Source organism: Pseudomonas sp. Irchel 3E20, from assembly GCF_900187645.1.
Lineage (GTDB): Bacteria > Pseudomonadota > Gammaproteobacteria > Pseudomonadales > Pseudomonadaceae > Aquipseudomonas.
In genome coordinates this window covers 30626-49291 of record NZ_FYEE01000004.1, presented here as the reverse complement: position 1 = coordinate 49291, position 18666 = coordinate 30626, and the positions used below count along the sequence as shown (strand labels likewise).

The 18666-nt window shown below is 65.9% G+C and carries 19 protein-coding genes; 12 read left to right on the top strand and 7 right to left on the bottom strand.

Features of this window, described 5'->3' with window-relative positions:
- Positions 1–44 precede the first annotated feature (44 nt).
- Positions 45–686 (top strand): LysE family translocator, encoded by a 642-nt coding sequence (locus CKW13_RS08975; RefSeq protein ID WP_095108592.1) that lies wholly within the window; start codon positions 45–47, stop codon positions 684–686.
- 120 nt (positions 687–806) lie between these two features.
- On the opposite strand, the gene CKW13_RS08970 is transcribed toward CKW13_RS08975, so the two are convergent.
- Complete coding sequence (locus tag CKW13_RS08970; RefSeq protein WP_095108240.1) at positions 807–1412, bottom strand: cell wall hydrolase; 606 nt, start codon at positions 1410–1412, stop codon at positions 807–809.
- A gap of 159 nt (positions 1413–1571) precedes the next feature.
- On the opposite strand from CKW13_RS08970, the gene CKW13_RS08965 reads away from it, so the two are divergent.
- Both CKW13_RS08965 and CKW13_RS08960 read left to right on the top strand, forming a co-directional pair.
- On the top strand, positions 1572–2420 hold the full coding sequence (locus CKW13_RS08965; protein WP_095108239.1) for a CAP domain-containing protein: 849 nt from the start codon (positions 1572–1574) through the stop codon (positions 2418–2420).
- A 265-nt stretch (positions 2421–2685) separates the two neighbouring features.
- Complete coding sequence (locus CKW13_RS08960; RefSeq protein WP_095108238.1) at positions 2686–3309, top strand: glutathione S-transferase family protein; 624 nt, start codon at positions 2686–2688, stop codon at positions 3307–3309.
- A gap of 4 nt (positions 3310–3313) precedes the next feature.
- Here the strand turns inward: CKW13_RS08960 and CKW13_RS08955 are convergent, their stop codons facing one another.
- Together CKW13_RS08955 and gcvA are read right to left on the bottom strand one after the other, a co-directional pair.
- Complete coding sequence (locus tag CKW13_RS08955) at positions 3314–3994, bottom strand: GNAT family N-acetyltransferase (protein WP_095108237.1); 681 nt, start codon at positions 3992–3994, stop codon at positions 3314–3316.
- 39 nt (positions 3995–4033) lie between these two features.
- Complete coding sequence (gcvA, locus tag CKW13_RS08950; RefSeq protein WP_095108236.1) at positions 4034–4921, bottom strand: transcriptional regulator GcvA; 888 nt, start codon at positions 4919–4921, stop codon at positions 4034–4036.
- A gap of 138 nt (positions 4922–5059) precedes the next feature.
- Between gcvA and CKW13_RS08945 the strand changes: the two genes are divergently transcribed.
- Together CKW13_RS08945 and CKW13_RS08940 are read left to right on the top strand one after the other, a co-directional pair.
- Positions 5060–5683 carry a glutathione S-transferase family protein gene (locus CKW13_RS08945; protein ID WP_095108235.1) on the top strand — a complete coding sequence of 208 codons (624 nt, stop codon included), beginning with the start codon at positions 5060–5062 and terminating at the stop codon, positions 5681–5683.
- A gap of 2 nt (positions 5684–5685) precedes the next feature.
- Positions 5686–6714 (top strand): LLM class oxidoreductase, encoded by a 1029-nt coding sequence (locus CKW13_RS08940; protein WP_095108234.1) that lies wholly within the window; start codon positions 5686–5688, stop codon positions 6712–6714.
- A 40-nt stretch (positions 6715–6754) separates the two neighbouring features.
- Here the strand turns inward: CKW13_RS08940 and CKW13_RS08935 are convergent, their stop codons facing one another.
- A complete protein-coding gene (locus tag CKW13_RS08935; protein ID WP_095108233.1) occupies positions 6755–7213 on the bottom strand; it encodes an NUDIX hydrolase in 459 nt (152 codons plus the stop codon).
- 62 nt (positions 7214–7275) lie between these two features.
- A complete protein-coding gene (locus CKW13_RS08930; protein WP_095108232.1) occupies positions 7276–8838 on the bottom strand; it encodes a TerC family protein in 1563 nt (520 codons plus the stop codon).
- Positions 8839–9525: 687 nt separating this feature from the next.
- Here CKW13_RS08930 and CKW13_RS08925 point away from each other — a divergent pair.
- The 6 genes from CKW13_RS08925 to CKW13_RS08900 are packed head-to-tail and all read left to right on the top strand — an operon-like array spanning position 9526 to position 14930.
- The gene (locus CKW13_RS08925) at positions 9526–10377 is read left to right on the top strand and encodes an STAS domain-containing protein (RefSeq protein WP_095108231.1); all 852 of its coding nucleotides are present in this window, start codon (positions 9526–9528) and stop codon (positions 10375–10377) included.
- A 2-nt stretch (positions 10378–10379) separates the two neighbouring features.
- Positions 10380–10742 (top strand): STAS domain-containing protein, encoded by a 363-nt coding sequence (locus CKW13_RS08920; protein WP_095108230.1) that lies wholly within the window; start codon positions 10380–10382, stop codon positions 10740–10742.
- Entirely contained in the window at positions 10739–11143 is a 405-nt protein-coding gene (locus CKW13_RS08915; protein ID WP_095108229.1) for an anti-sigma regulatory factor, read from the top strand. The genes CKW13_RS08920 and CKW13_RS08915 overlap by 4 nt, the downstream gene beginning before the upstream one ends.
- Entirely contained in the window at positions 11134–12150 is a 1017-nt protein-coding gene (locus CKW13_RS08910) for an ATP-binding protein (RefSeq protein ID WP_176465078.1), read from the top strand. The genes CKW13_RS08915 and CKW13_RS08910 overlap by 10 nt, the downstream gene beginning before the upstream one ends.
- Complete coding sequence (locus CKW13_RS08905; protein WP_095108228.1) at positions 12143–13018, top strand: sensor histidine kinase KdpD; 876 nt, start codon at positions 12143–12145, stop codon at positions 13016–13018. The genes CKW13_RS08910 and CKW13_RS08905 overlap by 8 nt, the downstream gene beginning before the upstream one ends.
- Positions 13008–14930, top strand: coding sequence for a response regulator (locus tag CKW13_RS08900; protein WP_095108227.1), 1923 nt, complete (start codon positions 13008–13010; stop codon positions 14928–14930). Before CKW13_RS08905 ends, CKW13_RS08900 begins: the two co-directional genes overlap by 11 nt.
- A 218-nt stretch (positions 14931–15148) precedes the next feature.
- Here the strand turns inward: CKW13_RS08900 and CKW13_RS08895 are convergent, their stop codons facing one another.
- Positions 15149–15880 carry a class II aldolase/adducin family protein gene (locus CKW13_RS08895; RefSeq protein WP_095108226.1) on the bottom strand — a complete coding sequence of 244 codons (732 nt, stop codon included), beginning with the start codon at positions 15878–15880 and terminating at the stop codon, positions 15149–15151.
- Positions 15881–15895: 15 nt separating this feature from the next.
- A complete protein-coding gene (locus CKW13_RS08890) occupies positions 15896–16939 on the bottom strand; it encodes an ABC transporter substrate-binding protein (RefSeq protein ID WP_095108225.1) in 1044 nt (347 codons plus the stop codon).
- A 329-nt stretch (positions 16940–17268) separates the two neighbouring features.
- On the opposite strand from CKW13_RS08890, the gene CKW13_RS08880 reads away from it, so the two are divergent.
- Positions 17269–18534, top strand: a complete 1266-nt coding sequence (locus tag CKW13_RS08880; protein WP_095108223.1) for an acyl-CoA dehydrogenase family protein — start codon at positions 17269–17271, stop codon at positions 18532–18534.
- The last annotated feature ends 132 nt before the right edge of the window (positions 18535–18666 follow it).

Sequence of the window (18666 nt, the reverse complement as noted above, 5' to 3'; positions counted from 1 at the left end):
CGGCGGCCCCAATGGCCGCCGTGACCCTGCCTCGAGATGCGAACATGGATGCCCATTCGATACTCACCTACACCCTGGTCTCCGGCATCGCCATCGCCAGCCCCGGCCCCGCCACCGTGATGGCCCTGCAAAACAGCCTGACCTACGGCGCCAAATCCACCCTGTGGTCGTCTCTGGGCAACGCCAGCGGGCTGTTCTGCATGTCCGCCGCCGCCATGCTGGGCTTGGGTGCGCTGATCGCCAGTTCCGAATGGGTGTTCAACGCCTTGAAAGTCCTCGGTGCGGCCTACCTGTTCTACCTCGGCGCCAAAGCCCTGCTCACGAAGAAAGCCGTGCTCGGCGGCGACAGCGACCCACAGCAACGCGGTGCGATGCCGTCGCGGCTGAAACTGTTCAAGTCCGCTTTCCTCACCGCCGCCACCAACCCCAAGGCGGCGATGTTCTTTACTGCGCTGTTTCCTCAATTCATCAACCAGCAAGCGCCGCTGGTGCCGCAATTTTTGATCCTGACCCTGATCTTCATGGCGCTGTCCCTCAGTTCCCTGAGCGTCTACGCCCTGCTCGCCTCCCAGGCCCGCGGCCTGCTCAGCCGCCCGCAGTTCTCCCGCTGGGTCAACCGCGTGGTCGGCACCACCTTCATCGGCTTCGGCACCGCCCTGCTGGCGATGCGCAGGCAAACGGCCTGACCCGGGGCCAAACCCGCCCCCTGTGGGAGCGAGCCTGCTCGCGACAGCGCTACTGCTGAAGAGACAAGTGCCGGCGCTCTGCCCGCCTCGTCGCGAGCAGGCTCGCGCCCAACGATGGCGCTACTTCGCCTCCCCACCCTTAGGCTTGTAGAACACGAACCGCCCCGTGGCGTTCGTCCTGACGTAAACCCCAGCCCAGTCGGGCCTTACGCTGCGGTCGTGAAAGTACAGGGCGCCAAGGGTGCGGTCCTGGAGTTGGCGGTTGAGGGCCTTGCGGGCGATTTCCTTGGCGAGGCTGTATTGGGCCTCTTCCTGCACGGCGTCGGCGCGGCCGTCACACCACCAGGAAAACTGGCAAGCGCCGCTTTCCGAGCCCTGCTTGACCACCGCGCAAACGGTGTCGGGGAAGCCTTCATGGCCGAGGCGGTTCATCACCACGCTGGCCACCGCTTCCATCTCGGCGCTGGCGCGGCCCTTGGCTTCCCAATAGATGCTGCGGGCCAGGCAGGTGATGGCGTCGTCCAGAGGCGCGGCGCCGGCCGGGTCTACGGCTTGCACTTCGGTAGGGGTAATGGCCTGGCCCTTGGGCGCAGGGGTGGCGAGGTCCTGCTGCGCGGCACTGTGCTCCAGCGCCTGGGCCTTGTCTTCGGCCTGTTGGGCGCCGGCCAGCGCTTGCCCGGCGCCCAGCCACAGCGCCAGGCAGAGGATGTTCAGTAGGGTTCCCATGGGGGCAGTCCTTGTGCGGCAGGGTCGGTTCGACTTGCTCAGTGTAGTCGGCCAAAGCCCCGCAAAGATGGGGGCAAACCCCTGCGCGGGATGAAAAGCGGTTGTACTCGGCGCGGTGTTATCGCGCATCATGGCGCGGTCCGTCACCAGGAGATCTCCATGGGCTTTACCACTGTCCTGCGCCTTGGCGCGCTCACGCTTGCCCTGGCCAGCACCACCCACGCCATGGCCAGCGAAGAGTCGCAATTGGTCGACTCGCTCAACAGCTACCGCAGCCAGATCCAACGCTGCGCCGGCCAGGCCCTGGGGGAGTTGCCACCCCTGGCCAGCGACCCGCGCCTGATCCTGCCCGCCACCGGCATGGGCGACCTGCAACAGGCCCTGGTCAAGGCCAGTTACCCGATGGTCAATGTGCAGGCCATTCGCCTGTCCGGCCCGCGGGATGGGGCCGCCGCCATGCAGGCCGTGCGCGAGAGCTTCTGCCAAGTGGTGCTGGACCCGCAATTTGTCGATGTCGGCATCAGCCGCGAGGGCCGGGAATGGCGCATCGTCCTGGCGCGCCCGTTGCTCAGCGCACGCCTGGGGGATTGGCAGGCCGAAGGGCAAAAACTCCTAGAGCTGCTCAACGGCGCCCGCGCCCAGGCCCGCCAGTGCGGCGCCCAACGCTTGGAGGCCAGTGCGCCGTTGGCCTGGAATGCAGCCCTGGCAAGCGCCGCCGAAGGCCATAGCCGTGCCATGGCCAACCAGAATTTCTTCGAGCACCGCGACCGCGACGGTCGCACCCCGGGCGATCGTGCCGAACTGGCCGGCTACCAGGGCCAGCAGATCGGCGAAAACATCGCCGCCGGCCACGACAGCGTGCGCGCCGTGATCGACGGCTGGCTGGCCAGCCCCGGGCATTGCGCCAACCTGATGAACCCCGCGTTCCAGGAACTGGGCGCGGCCTACGCCGCAGACCCGAAAAGCGATGCCGGGATCTACTGGACCGCGCTGTTCGGCAAACCATGACCCCCAGCCCACCTGTCAGGGCGCCCTATGTTCGCAGGCCAGCTCGCCAGCCTCACCGGCCATTTGCCTGTACGAAGCCCTCGGGCTGATTCCCGAACCTGCGCGCCAGGGGCGCTACCGAGCCTTTCCCCTGGCCCAGGCATGCGCGGCGATTGAGCACCAGCGCCGGCAGATACGTGGAGTCAAGCAGGCACTAGCGATTTGCCACTTTCCCGAGGGCAGGCGATCAGCGATAGTCGTGCACCGCCACTGACAAGGACACGCCATGCTGCAAGTTCTGGGTAAAGCTTCGTCGATCAACGTGCGCAAGGTGATGTGGACCTGCGCCGAACTGGGCCTGCCCTTCGCCCGCGAAAACTGGGGCTCGGGCTTTCAGTCCACCCACGACCCGGCGTTCCTGGCGCTCAACCCCAACGCCATGGTGCCGGTGATAAAGGACGAGGATTTCGTGCTATGGGAGTCCAACTCGATCATCCGCTACCTGGCGGGCCGTGAAGGCAACACCGCGCTCTACCCCACCGAGCCCCGCGCCCGGGCCCGGGTGGACCAGTGGCTGGACTGGCAGGCCACCGACCTGAACAAATCCTGGACTTACCCTTTCCTGTCCCTGGTTCGCCACTCGCCGGCGCACCAGGACCCGCAGGCCCTGACCGAAGCCTGCGGGCAATGGGCCGCGAACATGGCGATTCTCGAAGGCCAGCTCCAGGCCAGCGGCGGGCATGTCAGCGGCGAGGCGTTCTCGTTGGCGGATATCGCCATCGGGCTGTCGGTCAACCGTTGGTTCCAGACCCCGTTGCAGCACCCGCACCTGCCGGCGGTCAGCGCCTACTACGAGCGCCTGAGCCAGCGCCCCGGCTACTTGCTGCACGGGCGCAACGGCACGCCATAGAGGCTCAGCCCAGGCGTTGGCGGACGAACGCCTGGGCCTTGCGGGTCATTTGGTCGAGGTGGCGGTCGCGTTGTTTTTCGGCGTCGAGCATTGCCCGCTTGCCGTGCTTTTGCAGCAGGTAGGTGTGGATCTGCCGCACTTCCAGGGAGCGGTACACCGGCGCCACGTCCAGCACAGCCATCAGCCCATCGGTGGGCCGTTGGCGGGTACTCATCAGCACGTGCGGGCCGCGGGGGCCCAGCACGGTGAAGCCCAGGGCCTCGAAGTACGCCACCTTATCCACCGCGCAGGTCAATTCGCCGTGGGGATAGCGGGCGAGCATCTGCCCCAGCAGCGCGCGCGCCACCCCCTGGCGCCGATGGCTGGCGCGTACCGCCATGAAGGCCACGCCGCAGGCCAGGGGGTCGTCCTGCACCGGCAGGTACAGGACAAAACCCAGCAGCGCCTCCGGGTCGTCTTCGTCCATGGCCACCAGCAACTCCGCGGCCACGCCTTGGCCACCGCCCAGGGCTTGCAGGTACAGGTGCACCTCGTAGCCGACGGCGTATTGGTAGACGTTGTAGAGCAGGTTGCTTGGCCCGATGCCGATAGCGCTGATGTCGGTGAGGTTGTCCACCACCAGTTGCAGGATCTGGCTCTCGATCGCCTCGGGCGGCGGGCTTTGGAAATGACGGATCAGGGGCATCGGCGAACGGGTTCCAGGGCGGGAGCGAAGCGCGCCACCTTAACCCAGGGCGGCGGCTTCTTCCATGATCCAGGCCAGAAACGCCTTGACCGCCGGGCGCTCGATGGCCTCCGGGCGAGCCACCGCGTAGTAGGCGAAACGCGCCGGCCAGGGTTTGTCCAGCACTTGCACCAGGCGCCCGGCGGCGATCTCCTGCTCGGCGTATTGCTGGGGTACCAGGGCCAGGCCCTGGCCGGCCTCGGCGGCGCGGATCAGCAAAAAATCATCCTCCAGCGCCGAACCGCGCGCGGCCCGTGGGTCCGCCGCCACGCCATGGGCGGTTAGCCACAGCGGCCAGTCGGCACGGTCGGCATCGTGCAGCAGCGGGTGGTCGAGGCAGTCGGCGGGCGCGCCGAGCCGGTCCCCCCCCAGCAGGCCCGGGCGCGCCACCGGCACCAGCACCGGCGCCATCAACCGCGCAACGTACAACCCCGGGTACTGCCCCAAGCCGTGGCGCAGGGCCACGTCCACCCGGTCGCGGCGAAAATCCACCAGGGCCGACGTGGCCTCCACCCGCACTTCGATTTGCGGGTGGCGCTGGTTGAAGCGCCCTAGGCGCGGCACCAGCCAGGACGCAGCGAAGGTGGCCACGGTGCTCACCGTCAACGTCTGGCGTGCCTGGATCTGCTCCAGGGCCTCGTTGGCCCGGGCGATCTGTGCGAAGGCCTCGTGCAACGCCGGGTACACCGCCGCCCCCGTTTGCGTCAGGCGCAGGCCCTGGCGCTCACGGGTGAACAGCGCCAGGCCGACCCGCTCCTCCAGCAGGCGGATCTGCTGGCTCACCGCCCCAGAGGTGACATTGAGCACCGCCGCCGCAGCCTTGATGCTGCCGTGCTGGCCCACTTCGACGAATGCGCGTAAGGCCTGTAGCGGCAAGGGACGGCTCATAGGCTTTAGTTTTCCTTAACTCAGGGGTGAAAAATCATCGTTTCCGCTAGGCGGTGCAGATAGCCAATATCGAGAAGCGGCCCACCTTAGCCGCTTTAGAAAAACTACACCAGCCAAGCACTGACAGGATGACGCCCCATGCTCCACCTCTACACCGACAGTTCACCCAACGGCTTCAAAACCACCATCGCCCTGGCGGAACTGGGCCTGGACTACCGCTTGCACCACGTGCAGATCGACCGCGGCGAACACCGCCACCCCGATTTCTTGCGCCTCAACCCCCACGGCCGCATCCCGGTGCTGGTGGACGACAGCACCGGCATCACGCTGTTCGAGTCCGCCGCCATCCTTCTTTACCTCGCCGACCAAACCGGGCGCCTGCTACCCAACGAGCCCACGGCGCGCTGGCAGGCGATCCAGTGGCTGGTGTTCCACGCGGCCAGCGTCGGGCCGCTGCTGGGGCAACGGGTGCATGCCCAAGTGTTCGCCAACCCGCCAGACCCGGTTCAGGTCCAGCGCTTTACCCGTTTGAGCGAAGAAGCCTTCGCCACCCTCGACACGCGCCTGGCCCAACAGCCGTACCTGGCCGGCACCGAGTACTCCATCGCCGACATCGCCCACTTCGGCTGGAGCCACATCGCCCAGTTGGTCGGTTTTGACTTCAGCGCCTTCGCCCACCTCAGCGCGTGGCACCAGCGTGTGGCCGCCCGCCCCGCCGTACAAACCGGCCTGAGCCTACCCGCACCGGCCACAGGAGCCTGACCATGACCCTTCCTACCCGCCTGTGCGGTGCCTCTTGCCAAGCCTTTGCCCAGCATCCTGGCTACCGGCGCATGTTCGCCCCCGGGCACCTGACCCTGGGGGTTTTCCTGCCGCTGCGCTTTTACCAGGGCGACAGCGAGGTGCTGCGCGGCCAGGCGCGGCTGGTGCGCGAAATCGACCGCCAGGGCTTTGCCGGCGTCTGGGTGCGTGACGTGCCGCTGTACGACCCCACGTTCGGCGACGCCGGCCAAGTGTTCGCCCCCTTCACCTACCTGGCCTTCCTCGCCGCCCACACCGAACGCATCGCCCTGGCCACCGGCAGTGCGATTTTCAGCCTGCGCCACCCCATCGACCTGGCCAAGGCCGCGGCCAGCGTCGATCAACTCTCGGGCGGGCGGCTGGTGATGGGCATCGCGTCGGGAGACCGGCCCGGGGAGTTTCCCGCCTATGGTCTAGAGCACAGCCAGCGCGGCGAACGCTTTGCCCAGGCGGTGAGCGACTTTCGGCAATTGCTGCAAACCGGGCGGCGCGCACTGCACAGCCCGTTGGGCAGTATCAGCGACGCCGAACTGCTGCCGAAACCGGTGAGCGGCTCGATCCCGCTGTTGGTGACGGGCACCAGCCGACAGACGCCGCAGTGGATTGCCGAACACGCCGACGGCTGGCTGACCTTCCCCGAGGCCACCCACAACAGCGACGGGCCACGGCGCCTGGGGCAGAAAATCGCGCAATGGCGCAGCGCGATCAGCGATGGCGGCTTCCGCCCCCACGTCACCAATGAATGGCTCGACCTTGTGGCCGACCCCGACCATCCGCGCACCCCGCTGCAAGGCGGCTATGTGCTGCGCACCGGGCGCAAGGGCTTGATCGAATTGTTGAGCCAATGGCAGCGCGAAGGGGTCAACCATGCCGCCCTGGGCATCCAGTTCTGCACCCGCCCCGCCGCCGAGGTGGTGCAGGAACTGGCCGAAGAGGTGCTGCCGCTATTTCCCTCACAGGCCGGGCCGGTGCCGCGCAGGAGTGATTGGTAGGTCACCCGGCACGGCTGACGATCCGGCTTTGGGGGGCGCGTCACGCCGGTTCGAACGCCCCCAGCGCCTGGAGCAGGTCCGCCAGCCCGGCGGGCCACACCAGGTCGGTGGTCTGGCGCAGTGCGGCGGCTGACCACCAGCGGTGGTCAGCCATCACCTGCACCTCTTCAGCCGTCCACTGGGCCCGAGATACCTGGGTGTCATGCACATGAACCAGATAAAAACGCTCGATGGCCAGCACGGTTTCGCCGTCGGGCAGCATCAGTTCAAAGGTGCGCTGGGCGACAGAGGCGTTGACGCTGTCGATGACCATGCCGGTTTCTTCGCGCAATTCCCGAATGGCCGCGGCCTCGAAGCTTTCCCCCGGCTCGACGCCGCCACCGGGGGTCGCCCAGTAGTCCTTGCCGGCCAGCGCGCCGTCCTTGTGTACGAAACGAAACAACAGCACTTCGCGGGCGGGGCTGATGACCAGCAAACGGGCGGCGGGGCGTTCGCGCATGGGGGCTCCTCTTGGGGCGATACGGGGAAGCGCGCCAGGGTATCACCCCCGGCGCGCACCGGTTACTGCGCCGTCTCCGCGTCCTGGCGCATCAGCACCCGGGTCACCCGCCGTTCCTTGACTTCCACCACCGTCAGGCTCCAGCCCTGCCAGTGCAGACGGTCGCCGATCAGCGGCAAGCGATCGAGCAGGCTCATCACCAGGCCGGCGAGGGTCTGGTAGTCCGCGCTGGCCTGGGCCTGGAAGCCGATCTGCTCACGCACCAGGCTCAGGTTAAGGGCGCCGTTGACCACAAAACCCTCGGCAGTGGCCTCGATGTTCGGTCCTTCGATCTCGCAGGAATCCGGCAGCTCGCCGGCGATGGACTCGAGGATGTCGGTCATCGTCAGCAGGCCGATGAAGTCGCCGAACTCGTTGACCACGAACGCGATGTGGGTCGAGGCTTTGCGCATTTGCTCCAGGGCATTGAGGATAGTGAAGCTGTCGAGCAGGTTGATGGTCTGGCGTGCCATGGTCGCCAGGTCCGGCTGGTTGCCGGCCAACAGCTCCTTGAGCAGCTCCTTCTTGTGCACGAAGCCCAGGGGCTCGTCCACCCGGCCGTCACGAATCAACGGCAGGCGCGAGTAGGACGAGTGCATCAGTTTCGCCGCAATGGCCTGGGGGCTGTCGGCGAGGTCGATAGGGTCGATCTGCGCCCGGGGTGTCATCACCGTGCGAATGGGCCGCTCGGCCAGTTGCAGCACGCCGCTAATCATGATGCGTTCGCGGCGGTCGAACACCTGCGCGCTGGCCTCGCCTTCAAGCATGTCGGCGATTTCCTCGCCCACTTCGTCGGCGCCCAGGGTGCGCCCACCCAGCAGGCGCATTACCGCGTGGGCAGTGCGCTCACGCAAGGGGCGCACGCCTTGCAGGCTTTTCTTGCGCCGCGCGCGGGCGATCTGGTTGAACACCTCGATCAGGATCGAGAACCCGATGGCCGCGTACAAATAGCCCTTGGGAATGTGGAAGCCCAGGCCTTCGGCCGTCAGGCTGAAGCCGATCATCATCAAAAAGCCCAGGCACAGCATGATGACGGTGGGGTGGCTGTTGACGAAGCGGGTCAGCGGCTTGCTGGCCACGATCATCAGGCCGATGGAGACGATCACTGCGATCATCATGATCGCCAAGTGCTCGACCATGCCCACGGCGGTAATCACCGCATCCAGGGAGAACACCGCGTCCAGCACCACGATCTGCGCGACGATGGGCCAGAACCGCGCGTAAGTACCGTTGGCGGTGCGCTCGGCGACATGGCCTTCGAGGCGTTCGTGCAGTTCCATGGTGGCCTTGAACAACAGGAACACACCGCCGAACAACATAATCAGGTCGCGGCCCGAGAAGCTCTTGTCAAACACCTCGAACAGCGGCGCGGTGAGGGTCACCATCCAGGAAATACTGGCCAGCAGGCCCAGGCGCATCAGCAACGCCAGGGACAGGCCGATCACCCGCGCGCGGTCACGCTGCGCCGGCGGCAGTTTGTCGGCCAGGATGGCGATAAACACCAAGTTATCGATGCCCAGCACCAGCTCCAGCACAATCAAGGTGGCCAGGCCCAGCCAGGCCGTGGGGTCGGCAATCCATTCCATGATTACTCAACCCCCCGCAACGCCCGGGCACGGGCATAGGCATCGCGCAGGCAAAGGACAGTCGGCAACAGGGGCTTGGCGGGTACGGCAGAATCGATGGCCAGGGTGGTCATCGCGGACAAGCGGCGGGGTGTCAGATGAAACAGGGGACTGGGAGGCTCCAGTAACGTACTCATAAAAACCTGAAGAAAATTGGGGGAGAAACCCTACAACACTTCGGACAAATTCATACGCGCAATTTATTACAAGCCATAACAGGTCCCCCTCTGTCTGTCGCAAGCGGGCTCGCCCGCGCTGGGTGGCAAAACCGCCCTTAAGGTTCGTCCACATACCGCGATTGACGGCCGCTGCACGACCGGGCGCGGGCACGCCGGCTGGCTATAAACAGGGGCGCAGGTTTTTTTTGGCGCCGGTGCAGTTTTTGCTGAACTCCGCCAGCGCCCGTCCGTCGAAGCCATCAACCCACGCGGGCGTGGGCGCGCTCGCTGTCATCGTCGCTGGCCCGGCACAGGGTGTTCTATGCTCAGCGCGGCGCCATTACTTTGCCAATACGCGGCAAACGTGACGTCGGTCACAAAACGCTATTGGACCCGCAGCGGGGCAAAACCAAACCCATTGCCGCAGGTCAGTCATTCGTTCATCTCTATTTGTTGTCATTTACCCACGAATCGTTCAGGAGCCACTCCCATGGCAACACTGCAAGCACGTACCCTCCAGGCCCTTCAACAGAATCAGCAAGCACTGCTCACCCAATGGGTCGCCAGCCTCCAAGCCTCCGGCGGGTCGCGCAACCTCAAGGAAGAAGATTTGCAGCACCAGGCCAGCAGTTTTCTCGGCCTGATCGTCGCCGCGCTCGACGGCGGTAACGGGCAAAGCGTTGCCACTGAGAATTGGGCGCAAACCCGCCAGTTCCTGGAAAAGCTCTCCCACAGCCGCGCCCTCGCGGGCCAGGACTCGCGGCAAACCGCCAACTTCATCTTTGCCCTCAAGGGCCCGCTGTTCGCCCTGCTGCAACGCGAATACAACGAGGAACCTGCCCTGCTGGCCGAGCAACTGTGGGAAGTCTCCGAGTTGCTCGACACCCTGGGCATGCACACCATCGCCACCTTCCAGAAGTCCCGCGAGGCGGTGATCCAGCGCCAGCAGGAAGAACTGCTGGAGCTGTCCACCCCCGTGGTCAAGCTGTGGGACGGCGTGCTGGCCCTGCCGATGATCGGCACGCTCGACTCGCAGCGCACCCAAGTGGTGATGGAATCCTTGCTGCAACGCATCGTTGATACCGGCTCGGAAATCGCCATCATCGACATCACCGGCGTGCCCACCGTGGACACCCTGGTGGCCCAGCATCTGCTCAAGACCGTCACCGCCATCCGCCTGATGGGTGCCGACTGCATCATCAGCGGCGTGCGCCCGCAAATCGCCCAGACCATCGTGCACCTGGGCCTGGACCTGCAAGGCGTAGTGACCAAAGCCAACCTGGCCGATGCCCTGGCGCTGGCCCTTAAACGCCTGGGCGTCAGCGTGAGCAAGGCGGTGTAAGCATGGAGCGCATCCCCATTTTGCAGATGGGCGAGCTGCTGCTCGTGACCATCCAGGTCGATATGCACGACCAACTGGCCCTGACCCTGCAGGACGACTTGTCCGAACGCATCAACCGCACCTGCGCCCGAGGCGTACTGATCGATATCTCCGCCCTGGACATGGTGGACTCGTTCATCGGGCGCATGATCGGCACCATTTCCGGGCTTTCGCGGATCATGGACGCGCAAACCGTGCTGGTGGGCATGCAGCCGGCCGTGGCCATCACCCTGGTGGAACTGGGCCTGACCCTGCCCGGCGTAAGCACGGCGCTGAATGTCGAGCGCGGTATGAAGTTGCTCAACGAACGGTTGGCGCAATCATGACCCTGCCCAGCAGTGGCACTCATCCGATCCAGATCGAACAGGACGTGGTCCTGGCCCGGCAATTGGCGCGCAAGCTGTCCCAGCAATGCGGCATGCGCCTGATCGACCTGACCAAACTGGTCACCGCCGTCAGTGAACTGGCGCGCAACACCATGGTGTACGGCGGTGGCGGCCATATGGATTGGCAGATCATCGAAGAGCCGGCGCGCACCGGCCTGCGCCTGTTGTTTCGCGACGAAGGCCCCGGCATTGCCGACCTCAAACTGGCGCTGACCGACGGCTGGACCTCCGGCAGCGGTCTGGGCCTGGGCCTGACGGGCGCCCGGCGCCTGGTGGACGAGTTCGAGCTCGACACCGCGCCTGGCCAGGGCACCCGCGTGGCGATCACACGATGGGTCTGAATATCCCCAGCGCCATCACCCATGTGCTACCCATTGAAGACCCCAGCCAGATCGGCCACGCCCGCCGCACCGCGCAGCGCCAAGCCGAAGGCTATGGGTTCAACGACACTGACGCTGGGCGCGTGGCCCTGGTGGTCACCGAGCTGGCCAGCAACCTGCTCAAGCACGCTGTGCGCGGCGAGTTGCACCTGCGCGAACTGCCGGGGGCTGGTGCCAGCGGCATCGAAATCATCGCCATCGACCGAGGCCAGGGCTTTGACCTCGACAGTTGCCTGGTGGACGGTTACTCCACCGGCGGCACCCAGGGTATTGGCTTGGGGGCGATCTCGCGGTTGGCCGAGGTGTTCGACGTGTACGTGGACAGCCGTGGCGCCGTGGTGCTGGCACGCCTGTACCCGCGTGGCGTTGCAGCGAAGGATGTGCGCTACGGCGTCAGCCAGCATTCGCTGCACCACGACCCGGCCTGCGGCGACGCCTGGCATCTGGTGCTGGAGCCGTCACGCCTCAGCGTGCTAGTAGCCGATGGCCTGGGCCACGGCAGCGAAGCCGAGCGGGCGTCCCTGGCCGGCGCCCGGGCCTTTGCCCTGGAGCCCTTCAGCGAACCCTCGCAACTCATGAACGAGATCCACCTGGCGATGAACGGCACCCGTGGCGGCGCCCTGGCGTTCGCCCAGTTCGACACCCATGCCGATCGTTTGAGCTTCACCGGGGTGGGCAACATCGGCGCCTGCCTGATCGCCCCGGGCAGCTCCAAGGGCTTGCCGTCCCACCCCGGCATCGTCGGCAGCCAGTTCCGGCGCGCCCAGGTGTTCGACTACGCTCCAGTGCATGGCCAATTGCTGATCCTCTACAGCGATGGCCTGCAATCGCGCTGGAACCTGGCGGACTACCCCGGCCTTGTCCATCGTCATCCGGCGCTTATCGCCGCCCTGCTGCACCGTGACTACTGCCGGGGCCGGGATGACGTCACCGTATTCGTGATTGCATTGGAGGCCAGTGATGGTTGATTGCCCTACCCCGCCTGGCGCTGACGACAGCGCCCTGGTGCGCCAGTTGCGCGCGGAGGCCGATGCCCTGCGCGCCGAACTGGAAGACACCAACCAGGGCGTGCTGGCGTTGTACGCCGAGCTCGACACCCAGGCCGAGCAACTGCGCCAGGCCTCGGACCTCAAAAGCCGTTTTTTGTCGTACATGAGCCATGAGTTCCGCACGCCCCTGGGCTCGATCCTGAGCATCGCCAGCCTGCTCACCGACGAACTCGACGGCCCGCTAAGCGCCGAGCAACACAAGCAGGTAGCGTTCGTCAGCCATTCGGCCCGGGAGTTGACCGACATGGTCGACGACTTGCTGGACCTGGCGAAGATCGAGGCCGGGCGCATCACCATTTCCCCGGCCTGGTTCGACATGTTCGACCTGTTCGCGGCCCTGCGCGGCATGTTCCGGCCCATCGTCAACGCCAGTGCCGTGGACCTCATCTTCGAGGAGCCGGTGGGCCTGCCCAGGCTCTACACCGACGACAAGAAGCTGGCGCAGATTTTGCGCAATTTCATCTCCAACGCCCTGAAATTCACCCTGCAAGGCGAGGTGCGAGTCTCGGCCCACATGCTCAACCCCACGCAGATCCGCTTCGCGGTCAGCGACACTGGCCTGGGCATCCCCCCCGAGCTGCATGGCAACCTGTTCGAGGATTTCTCGCAAATCGACTCGCCCCTGCAAAAAAGACTGCGCGGCACCGGCCTGGGCCTGTCATTGTGCAAGCGTTTTGCGGCGTTGCTCGGCGGCAGCGTGGGGGTGGACAGTGTTCCCGGCGCCGGTTCGACGTTTTTCGTGATAATCCCGCTGTCCATTCCCTCGGAGCCCGTTCATGAAGCGTGACATCAGGTTGCTGATCGTCGACGACAACGTTGCCACCCGCTACGCCCTGCGCCGGCGCCTGGTGCAGCACGGCTACCAGGTGCTCGAGGCGGGCACCGGCCAGGATGGCCTGGACATCATCACGCAAGAGCAGGTCGATGGCCTGGTGCTGGACGTCAACCTACCGGACATGAGCGGCTTTGACATCGTGCGCATCCTGCGGGCCGACCCGGCCACCGCGCTGCTGCCGGTGGTGCATGTCTCGGCGGCGTCCATCGAGACCGGCGATATCATCACCGGCCTCAATGCCGGGGCCGACGCCTACCTGACCCACCCCGTAGACCCGGACGTGCTCCTGGCCACCCTGCGCACCTTGCTGCGGGTGCGCGACACCGAGTACGCGCTGCGCGAGAGCGAGGCGCGGTTTCGCGAAATTTTCTTCAACATCAGCGCGCCCATCGCCGTGATGGACGCCCAGCTCAAGGTCCACGAATGCAACCATGCGTTTGCCCAACTGGTGCAGGACAACCTCAACCCCGACGCCCTGCTCGAATGTTTCAGCAAGGACCAGTGCGCGGTGATCCAGGAACTGCGCCAGCGCCTGGCCGCCGGTGAGCGCTGGAAAGGCACCCTGAGCATCCAGGTCGAAGGCCAGACCCGCGAGACCGAGTGGCAGATTTCCCCCTACCGCACTCCTGAACTGAGCCTGGTGTTCGTCGAGGACGTCACCGAGCACCGCCACCGCGAGCGTGACCAACGCGCCGAACTGGACAACGCCACCAGCCGCCTGGCCCGCACCGAGGCGCAACTGCTGCAAGCGCAGAAAATGGACGCCTTGGGCAAGCTCACCGGCGGCATCGCCCACGACTTCAACAACCTGCTGACCGGGATCATCACCAGCCTTGAGTTGATAAAAAAACGCATGGCCAGCCAGCGCCCCGAAAAGGTCATCGACTACGCCGACGCGGCCCTCAGTTCCGCCTTGAGCGCCGCCGGGCTGACCAATCGCCTGCTGGCCTTCGCCCGGCAACAGCCGCTGGACACCCGGCCCATCGACATCAACGAGCACATCCGTTCCCTTGAAGAATTACTGGTGCGCACCATTGGCGAACGCATTTCGCTGAAGCTGGAACTGACCAGCAAAGCCGCCGTCGCCCTGGTGGACCCGATCCAGCTGCAAAGCGCGGTGCTCAACCTGGTCATCAACGCCCGCGACGCACTGCCCAATGGCGGCAATATCTGGGTGACCACCTACGCGGCCTACTCCCACGGCAGCATCAAGCTGGAAAACGGCCCCTATCTGGCGATTTCCGTGCGCGACGACGGCATCGGCATCGACCACCACGTGATCGACAAGGTCTTCGATCCGTTTTTCACCACCAAACCCTTAGGCCAGGGCACGGGCCTGGGGCTGTCGAGCATCTACGGTTTCGCCCGCCAGTCCGGCGGCGATGCGCGCATCCGCAGCGTGGCGCGCCAAGGCACCGAAGTGACCATCATGCTGCCCGCCAGCGCCGAGCCGGTGGCCCAGGTGCCGCAAGTGAGCGAGGTGTTCCAGGCCAACAGCGGCGAGCACGTGCTGGTGGTCGAGGACATGCCCACCGTGCGTGGTTTCGTCGCCGAAGTGCTGGTGGACGCCGGCTACCGCTGCACCCTGGCGGCCGATGTGGAAGAAGCCATGTCGTGCCTGCAAAACGACCCGAGCATCGACCTGCTACTGACCGACGTCGGCTTGCCGCGCCTCAATGGCCGCGAACTGGCCGACCTCGCCCGGGGCTGGCACCCGAACCTGCCGGTGTTGTTCATGACTGGCTACGCCGAAAACGCCGCCAACCGGCAAAGCTTTTTGGGCACCGGCATGGACCTGATAATCAAACCCTTCCACATCCAGGAACTGCTCGACAAAGTGCGCCAGAGCCTGGAGGGGCAGTAACTCTGCCAATACTGTGGGGGCAACTGTCTTATCTCGACTATTCGTCACCGCCACTGCGTGCCGCCATCGCGAGCAGGCTCGCTGCCACAGAGGAAAATGAAAACCCCACCCACACCACCGTTTAACGGTGGGAGCGGGCCCTGCCCGCGATAACGATGGACCACTGCCAGACCGCCATCGCGGGCCAGCCTGCTCCCACAAGGGGAAACGGGAAGACTTCAAGCCTTGCGATCAATCCCGGGCACCAGGCCCAGTTCGCTGGCGCGCTCGTAGAGGCCGCTCATTTTCCATTGCTGGGTCAGCACGCCCGGGCCGTAGGCGCGGGAGCCGCCGAGGGCGTCGGCCAGCAGTTGCAGGCGCGCGCCCTCCTCCAGCAGCAGGATGAACTCAGCGGTGGCGCGCAGGCCCTGCTTGCCCCATACGGTAGAGCCGCCGTTGGCTTCCAGGATCGCCAAGTTGAAGGGGTTGGCGGCGAGGGTGTCGAGGATGAAGTCCACCTCGGGCTGGCGCCGGTCGATGTACACCGCCAGCTCACGGGCCAACTGGTAGCGCTGCACCGGCACGTAGTGGAACGGCAAGGTGCGGTGGGTCTGGGCCCAGGCGCCGAGGTACGGCGAGTGCACGTGGGACACGGTGGTCACGTCCGGGTGTTGCTGGAACAGCTTGGTGTAGCGGCCCAGCCCACCCTTGCCTTTGCCCAAGATCACCTTGCCGTTGAAATCGGTGACGGTGGCGGCAAGCGGCTCGCGGTAGTGCCACGGCCCGCCGTAGTTGACCGACACCAGCAGCTCCTGGCCCGGCACCCGCTCGATAAAGCCCACGGTGCCGTTGGCGGTGAGGGTGCCGGTCTCGCGAAACACGGTGAACGCCTGCTCGGCGTCCACCAATACCTGGTCGATAAAGCGTTGCAGTTCGGCGCTGATCGGTTGTTCATGGATAAGGACAGTCATCGGGGTGCTCCAGGTTCAGGCGCGGCGCTTGGCCAGCAGGTCGTGGGCGGCTTGCAACGGGCGGGCATCGACCCAATCGGCGATGGCAAAGTCCCGCTCGAGGAAACCGTGCAGGTACAGGAAGTCTTTCTGCACACCCAGGTCATCCAGGCGTTGGGCCGACAGGTCCGGGGCCAGGGTGGTGTGGAAGTCGCCGCGATAGGCCTCGTCCACCCCGGCGCTGCCGGCCCGGGTTTCCTCTTCGAGGATGGCGTTGAGCCCGGCACGGTTGTTGGCGGCCCATTCGGCGGCGTTGAGGGTCTGGGCGAGGAAGCGCACCACCAGCTCGAAGTGATTATCGAGCAGGCTCTGGTGCACGGTGATCGGCCGGGGCGTGCCGTTGTTGATGCGGTAGCGCGGCGCGGCGATCAGGTCTAGGTCAATGCCCACCACCAGGCCCAGGCGCCGCGCCGCGTCAGCCGCCGAGGCACCCTTGACGTACACCGCGTCCACCTCGCCCCGGGCCAGGTAATCGAGGCCCGACCACAGGCGCTGCAAGCCTTCGTTGGCGCTGGCGGCCTGCTGGTCCTGCAACGCCACTTCCACCAGTTCCACGTCGTCAAAGCCCAGCCCGGCCAGGCTCAGTGCGCCTTTGTAGCCGTGCAGGCTCATGGCCCGGGCGATGCTTCCCGGGCGGCTGTCGCCCCAGGCCGGCAGGGCCAGGCGTTTGCCCTTGAGGTCTTGCGGCTGGCGAATGCCCGAGTCGGGGCGCACCAGGATGGTTTGCCATTCCTCGATCCAGGTCAGGCCGATCAAACGGCTCGGCGCACCTGAGGCGCGGGCGGCCAGGGCCGGCACGTTACCGCCTTCGCGAAACAGCCCGGGCAGTTCGTGATCGTAATGGTGGTGGCCCAGTTGCCGGGCCTCTTGCAGGGTGGACACGGGCAAGCCGTCGGCGGCGAACTCCTCGCTCAACCAGCCGAGCTTGTAGGCGATGCCTGAAGCGGTCGGCACTGGGCAACGGGTAAACCAGATCTGGTCCAGGGCGGCAGGTGTGGACGGTACGGCAGCGAGGGTCATGGCACGGCTCCTGTGGGTCAGCGTTGCCAAGGCCTATTGCAGCGCCCGTGCCAATCCGGCAAGGCCCTGATTTTCAAGCGCTTTGCCGCCCGCACCGGGCCCGGGGCTGCTGGCCTGCCAACAGGATTGCGCCCCCACTGTTGCTGGCCCAGCAGCCGGCCGCCGCGCGCTGCTGCCCCAGCAACACCCGCCCCGGCCTGAGAGTGCCAAAGCCTTGCGCCACATGGCTTGCAAGGCCTCGGCGGGCCTTGGCGCAGAACTTGCTCAAGCCCCTCCAGCGCCCCGCCATTCAGGGCAGCGACCTTCCGAGACATTCCAGAGGTGGACCCATGAGTACGGCTCAACGCAACCCCATCACCCAAGCCCTGCAAGAACAGGCGCCGCAGCGCCCGTTGGGCAGCGAGGCCGAGGCCATTGCCGTGGCCAGGCAGATCGCCCGAGAAATCGCCGAGATCGCCGCCGACCCGGCGCAAAACGGCCAATTGCCGCGGCGCCAGGCGCAATTGCTGTCCGAGAGTGGCCTGACCGCCATCGGCGTGCCCAAGGCCTTCGGTGGCCTCGGCGCCTCGGTGGCGACCCTCGTCGAGACGGTGCGCATCATCTCGGTGGCCGACGGTGGCGTCGGGCAATTGCTGCAAATCCATAACGTGATGCTGCGCGGTATCTTCAGCGGCTACTCGGACGCGGTGCGCGATCGCTTGCTCGCCGATGTGCTGGCCGGCAAGCGCTTTGGCAATGCCCTGGCGGAAATCGGCGGCAAAAACAAATTCGCCCTCAAGACCCGCGTCGAGCGCCGCGCCGACGGCAGGCTGATCCTCAACGGCAGCAAGTTCTACTCCACCGGCGCTTACCTGGCCGAGTGGATCGCCCTCACCGCCGCCAGCGACGACGGCGGCGCCGGGGTGCTGCTCAACCGCAATACCCCGGGCCTGACCCTGGTGGACGACTGGGACGCCTTCGGCCAGAAAAACTCGGTGAGCGGCACAGTGCGGTTCGACAACATCGAGTTGGACGAGGCCTTCGTGTCCCCGCGCACAGGCCCGATGAAGCGCACCGGCCTGACCTTCCCGCAGATCCTCCACGCAGCCATCGACACCGGCATCGCCGCCGGCGCCCTCGGTGCGGCGGTGGATTACCTCAAGCACAACGCCCGGCCCTGGGTGGAAAGCGGCGTCGATCACGCCAACGAAGAGCCGCACATCATCAAGCAGATCGGTGAATACGCCGTGGCCCTGCGCGCCGCCGAATCCCTGCTGCGCGACGCTGCGCGGGTGTTCGATGCCCATGAGCAAGACCCGGACAACAAAGCCCTGCAAGACGAGCTGATCCTCTCGGTGGCCACCGCCCGCGCCCACTCCGACAGCGCTTCGCTGAAAATCTCCAGCGATATCTTCTCCTTGCTGGGCGCCAGCTCTTCCCTGAGCAAATGGAACCTGGACCGCTTCTGGCGCAACGCCCGGGTGCACACCACCCACGACCCGATCCGTTGGCGCCTGCACCACGTGGGCAACTACTACCTCAACGACGTCGACCCCGGCGAATACACCGCCATCCTCAACAAAAAAGAAACCGACGGCGCTACGCGCAAGGCTTGAAGCCCTCCCCTACCTACCTCTATCTGTAGCAAGCGGGCTTACCCGCGCTCGGCTGCGCAGCAGTCGCAAAAAATCGCTGCGGCGCCACGCCGCCCGGGGCTTGCTCGCTTGCTACAAGGGCAACAGTGATTG

Bases quoted from the DNA above. Each gene is read 5' to 3' on its own strand.
- CKW13_RS08975 (WP_095108592.1), top strand. From the start codon at position 45: ATGGATGCCCATTCGATACTCACCTACACCCTGGTCTCCGGCATCGCC.
- CKW13_RS08970 (WP_095108240.1), bottom strand. From the start codon at position 1,412: ATGGGAACCCTACTGAACATCCTCTGCCTGGCGCTGTGGCTGGGCGCC.
- CKW13_RS08965 (WP_095108239.1), top strand. From the start codon at position 1,572: ATGGGCTTTACCACTGTCCTGCGCCTTGGCGCGCTCACGCTTGCCCTG.
- CKW13_RS08960 (WP_095108238.1), top strand. From the start codon at position 2,686: ATGCTGCAAGTTCTGGGTAAAGCTTCGTCGATCAACGTGCGCAAGGTG.
- CKW13_RS08955 (WP_095108237.1), bottom strand. From the start codon at position 3,994: ATGCCCCTGATCCGTCATTTCCAAAGCCCGCCGCCCGAGGCGATCGAG.
- gcvA (WP_095108236.1), bottom strand. From the start codon at position 4,921: ATGAGCCGTCCCTTGCCGCTACAGGCCTTACGCGCATTCGTCGAAGTG.
- CKW13_RS08945 (WP_095108235.1), top strand. From the start codon at position 5,060: ATGCTCCACCTCTACACCGACAGTTCACCCAACGGCTTCAAAACCACC.
- CKW13_RS08940 (WP_095108234.1), top strand. From the start codon at position 5,686: ATGACCCTTCCTACCCGCCTGTGCGGTGCCTCTTGCCAAGCCTTTGCC.
- CKW13_RS08935 (WP_095108233.1), bottom strand. From the start codon at position 7,213: ATGCGCGAACGCCCCGCCGCCCGTTTGCTGGTCATCAGCCCCGCCCGC.
- CKW13_RS08930 (WP_095108232.1), bottom strand. From the start codon at position 8,838: ATGGAATGGATTGCCGACCCCACGGCCTGGCTGGGCCTGGCCACCTTG.
- CKW13_RS08925 (WP_095108231.1), top strand. From the start codon at position 9,526: ATGGCAACACTGCAAGCACGTACCCTCCAGGCCCTTCAACAGAATCAG.
- CKW13_RS08920 (WP_095108230.1), top strand. From the start codon at position 10,380: ATGGAGCGCATCCCCATTTTGCAGATGGGCGAGCTGCTGCTCGTGACC.
- CKW13_RS08915 (WP_095108229.1), top strand. From the start codon at position 10,739: ATGACCCTGCCCAGCAGTGGCACTCATCCGATCCAGATCGAACAGGAC.
- CKW13_RS08910 (WP_176465078.1), top strand. From the start codon at position 11,134: ATGGGTCTGAATATCCCCAGCGCCATCACCCATGTGCTACCCATTGAA.
- CKW13_RS08905 (WP_095108228.1), top strand. From the start codon at position 12,143: ATGGTTGATTGCCCTACCCCGCCTGGCGCTGACGACAGCGCCCTGGTG.
- CKW13_RS08900 (WP_095108227.1), top strand. From the start codon at position 13,008: ATGAAGCGTGACATCAGGTTGCTGATCGTCGACGACAACGTTGCCACC.
- CKW13_RS08895 (WP_095108226.1), bottom strand. From the start codon at position 15,880: ATGACTGTCCTTATCCATGAACAACCGATCAGCGCCGAACTGCAACGC.
- CKW13_RS08890 (WP_095108225.1), bottom strand. From the start codon at position 16,939: ATGACCCTCGCTGCCGTACCGTCCACACCTGCCGCCCTGGACCAGATC.
- CKW13_RS08880 (WP_095108223.1), top strand. From the start codon at position 17,269: ATGAGTACGGCTCAACGCAACCCCATCACCCAAGCCCTGCAAGAACAG.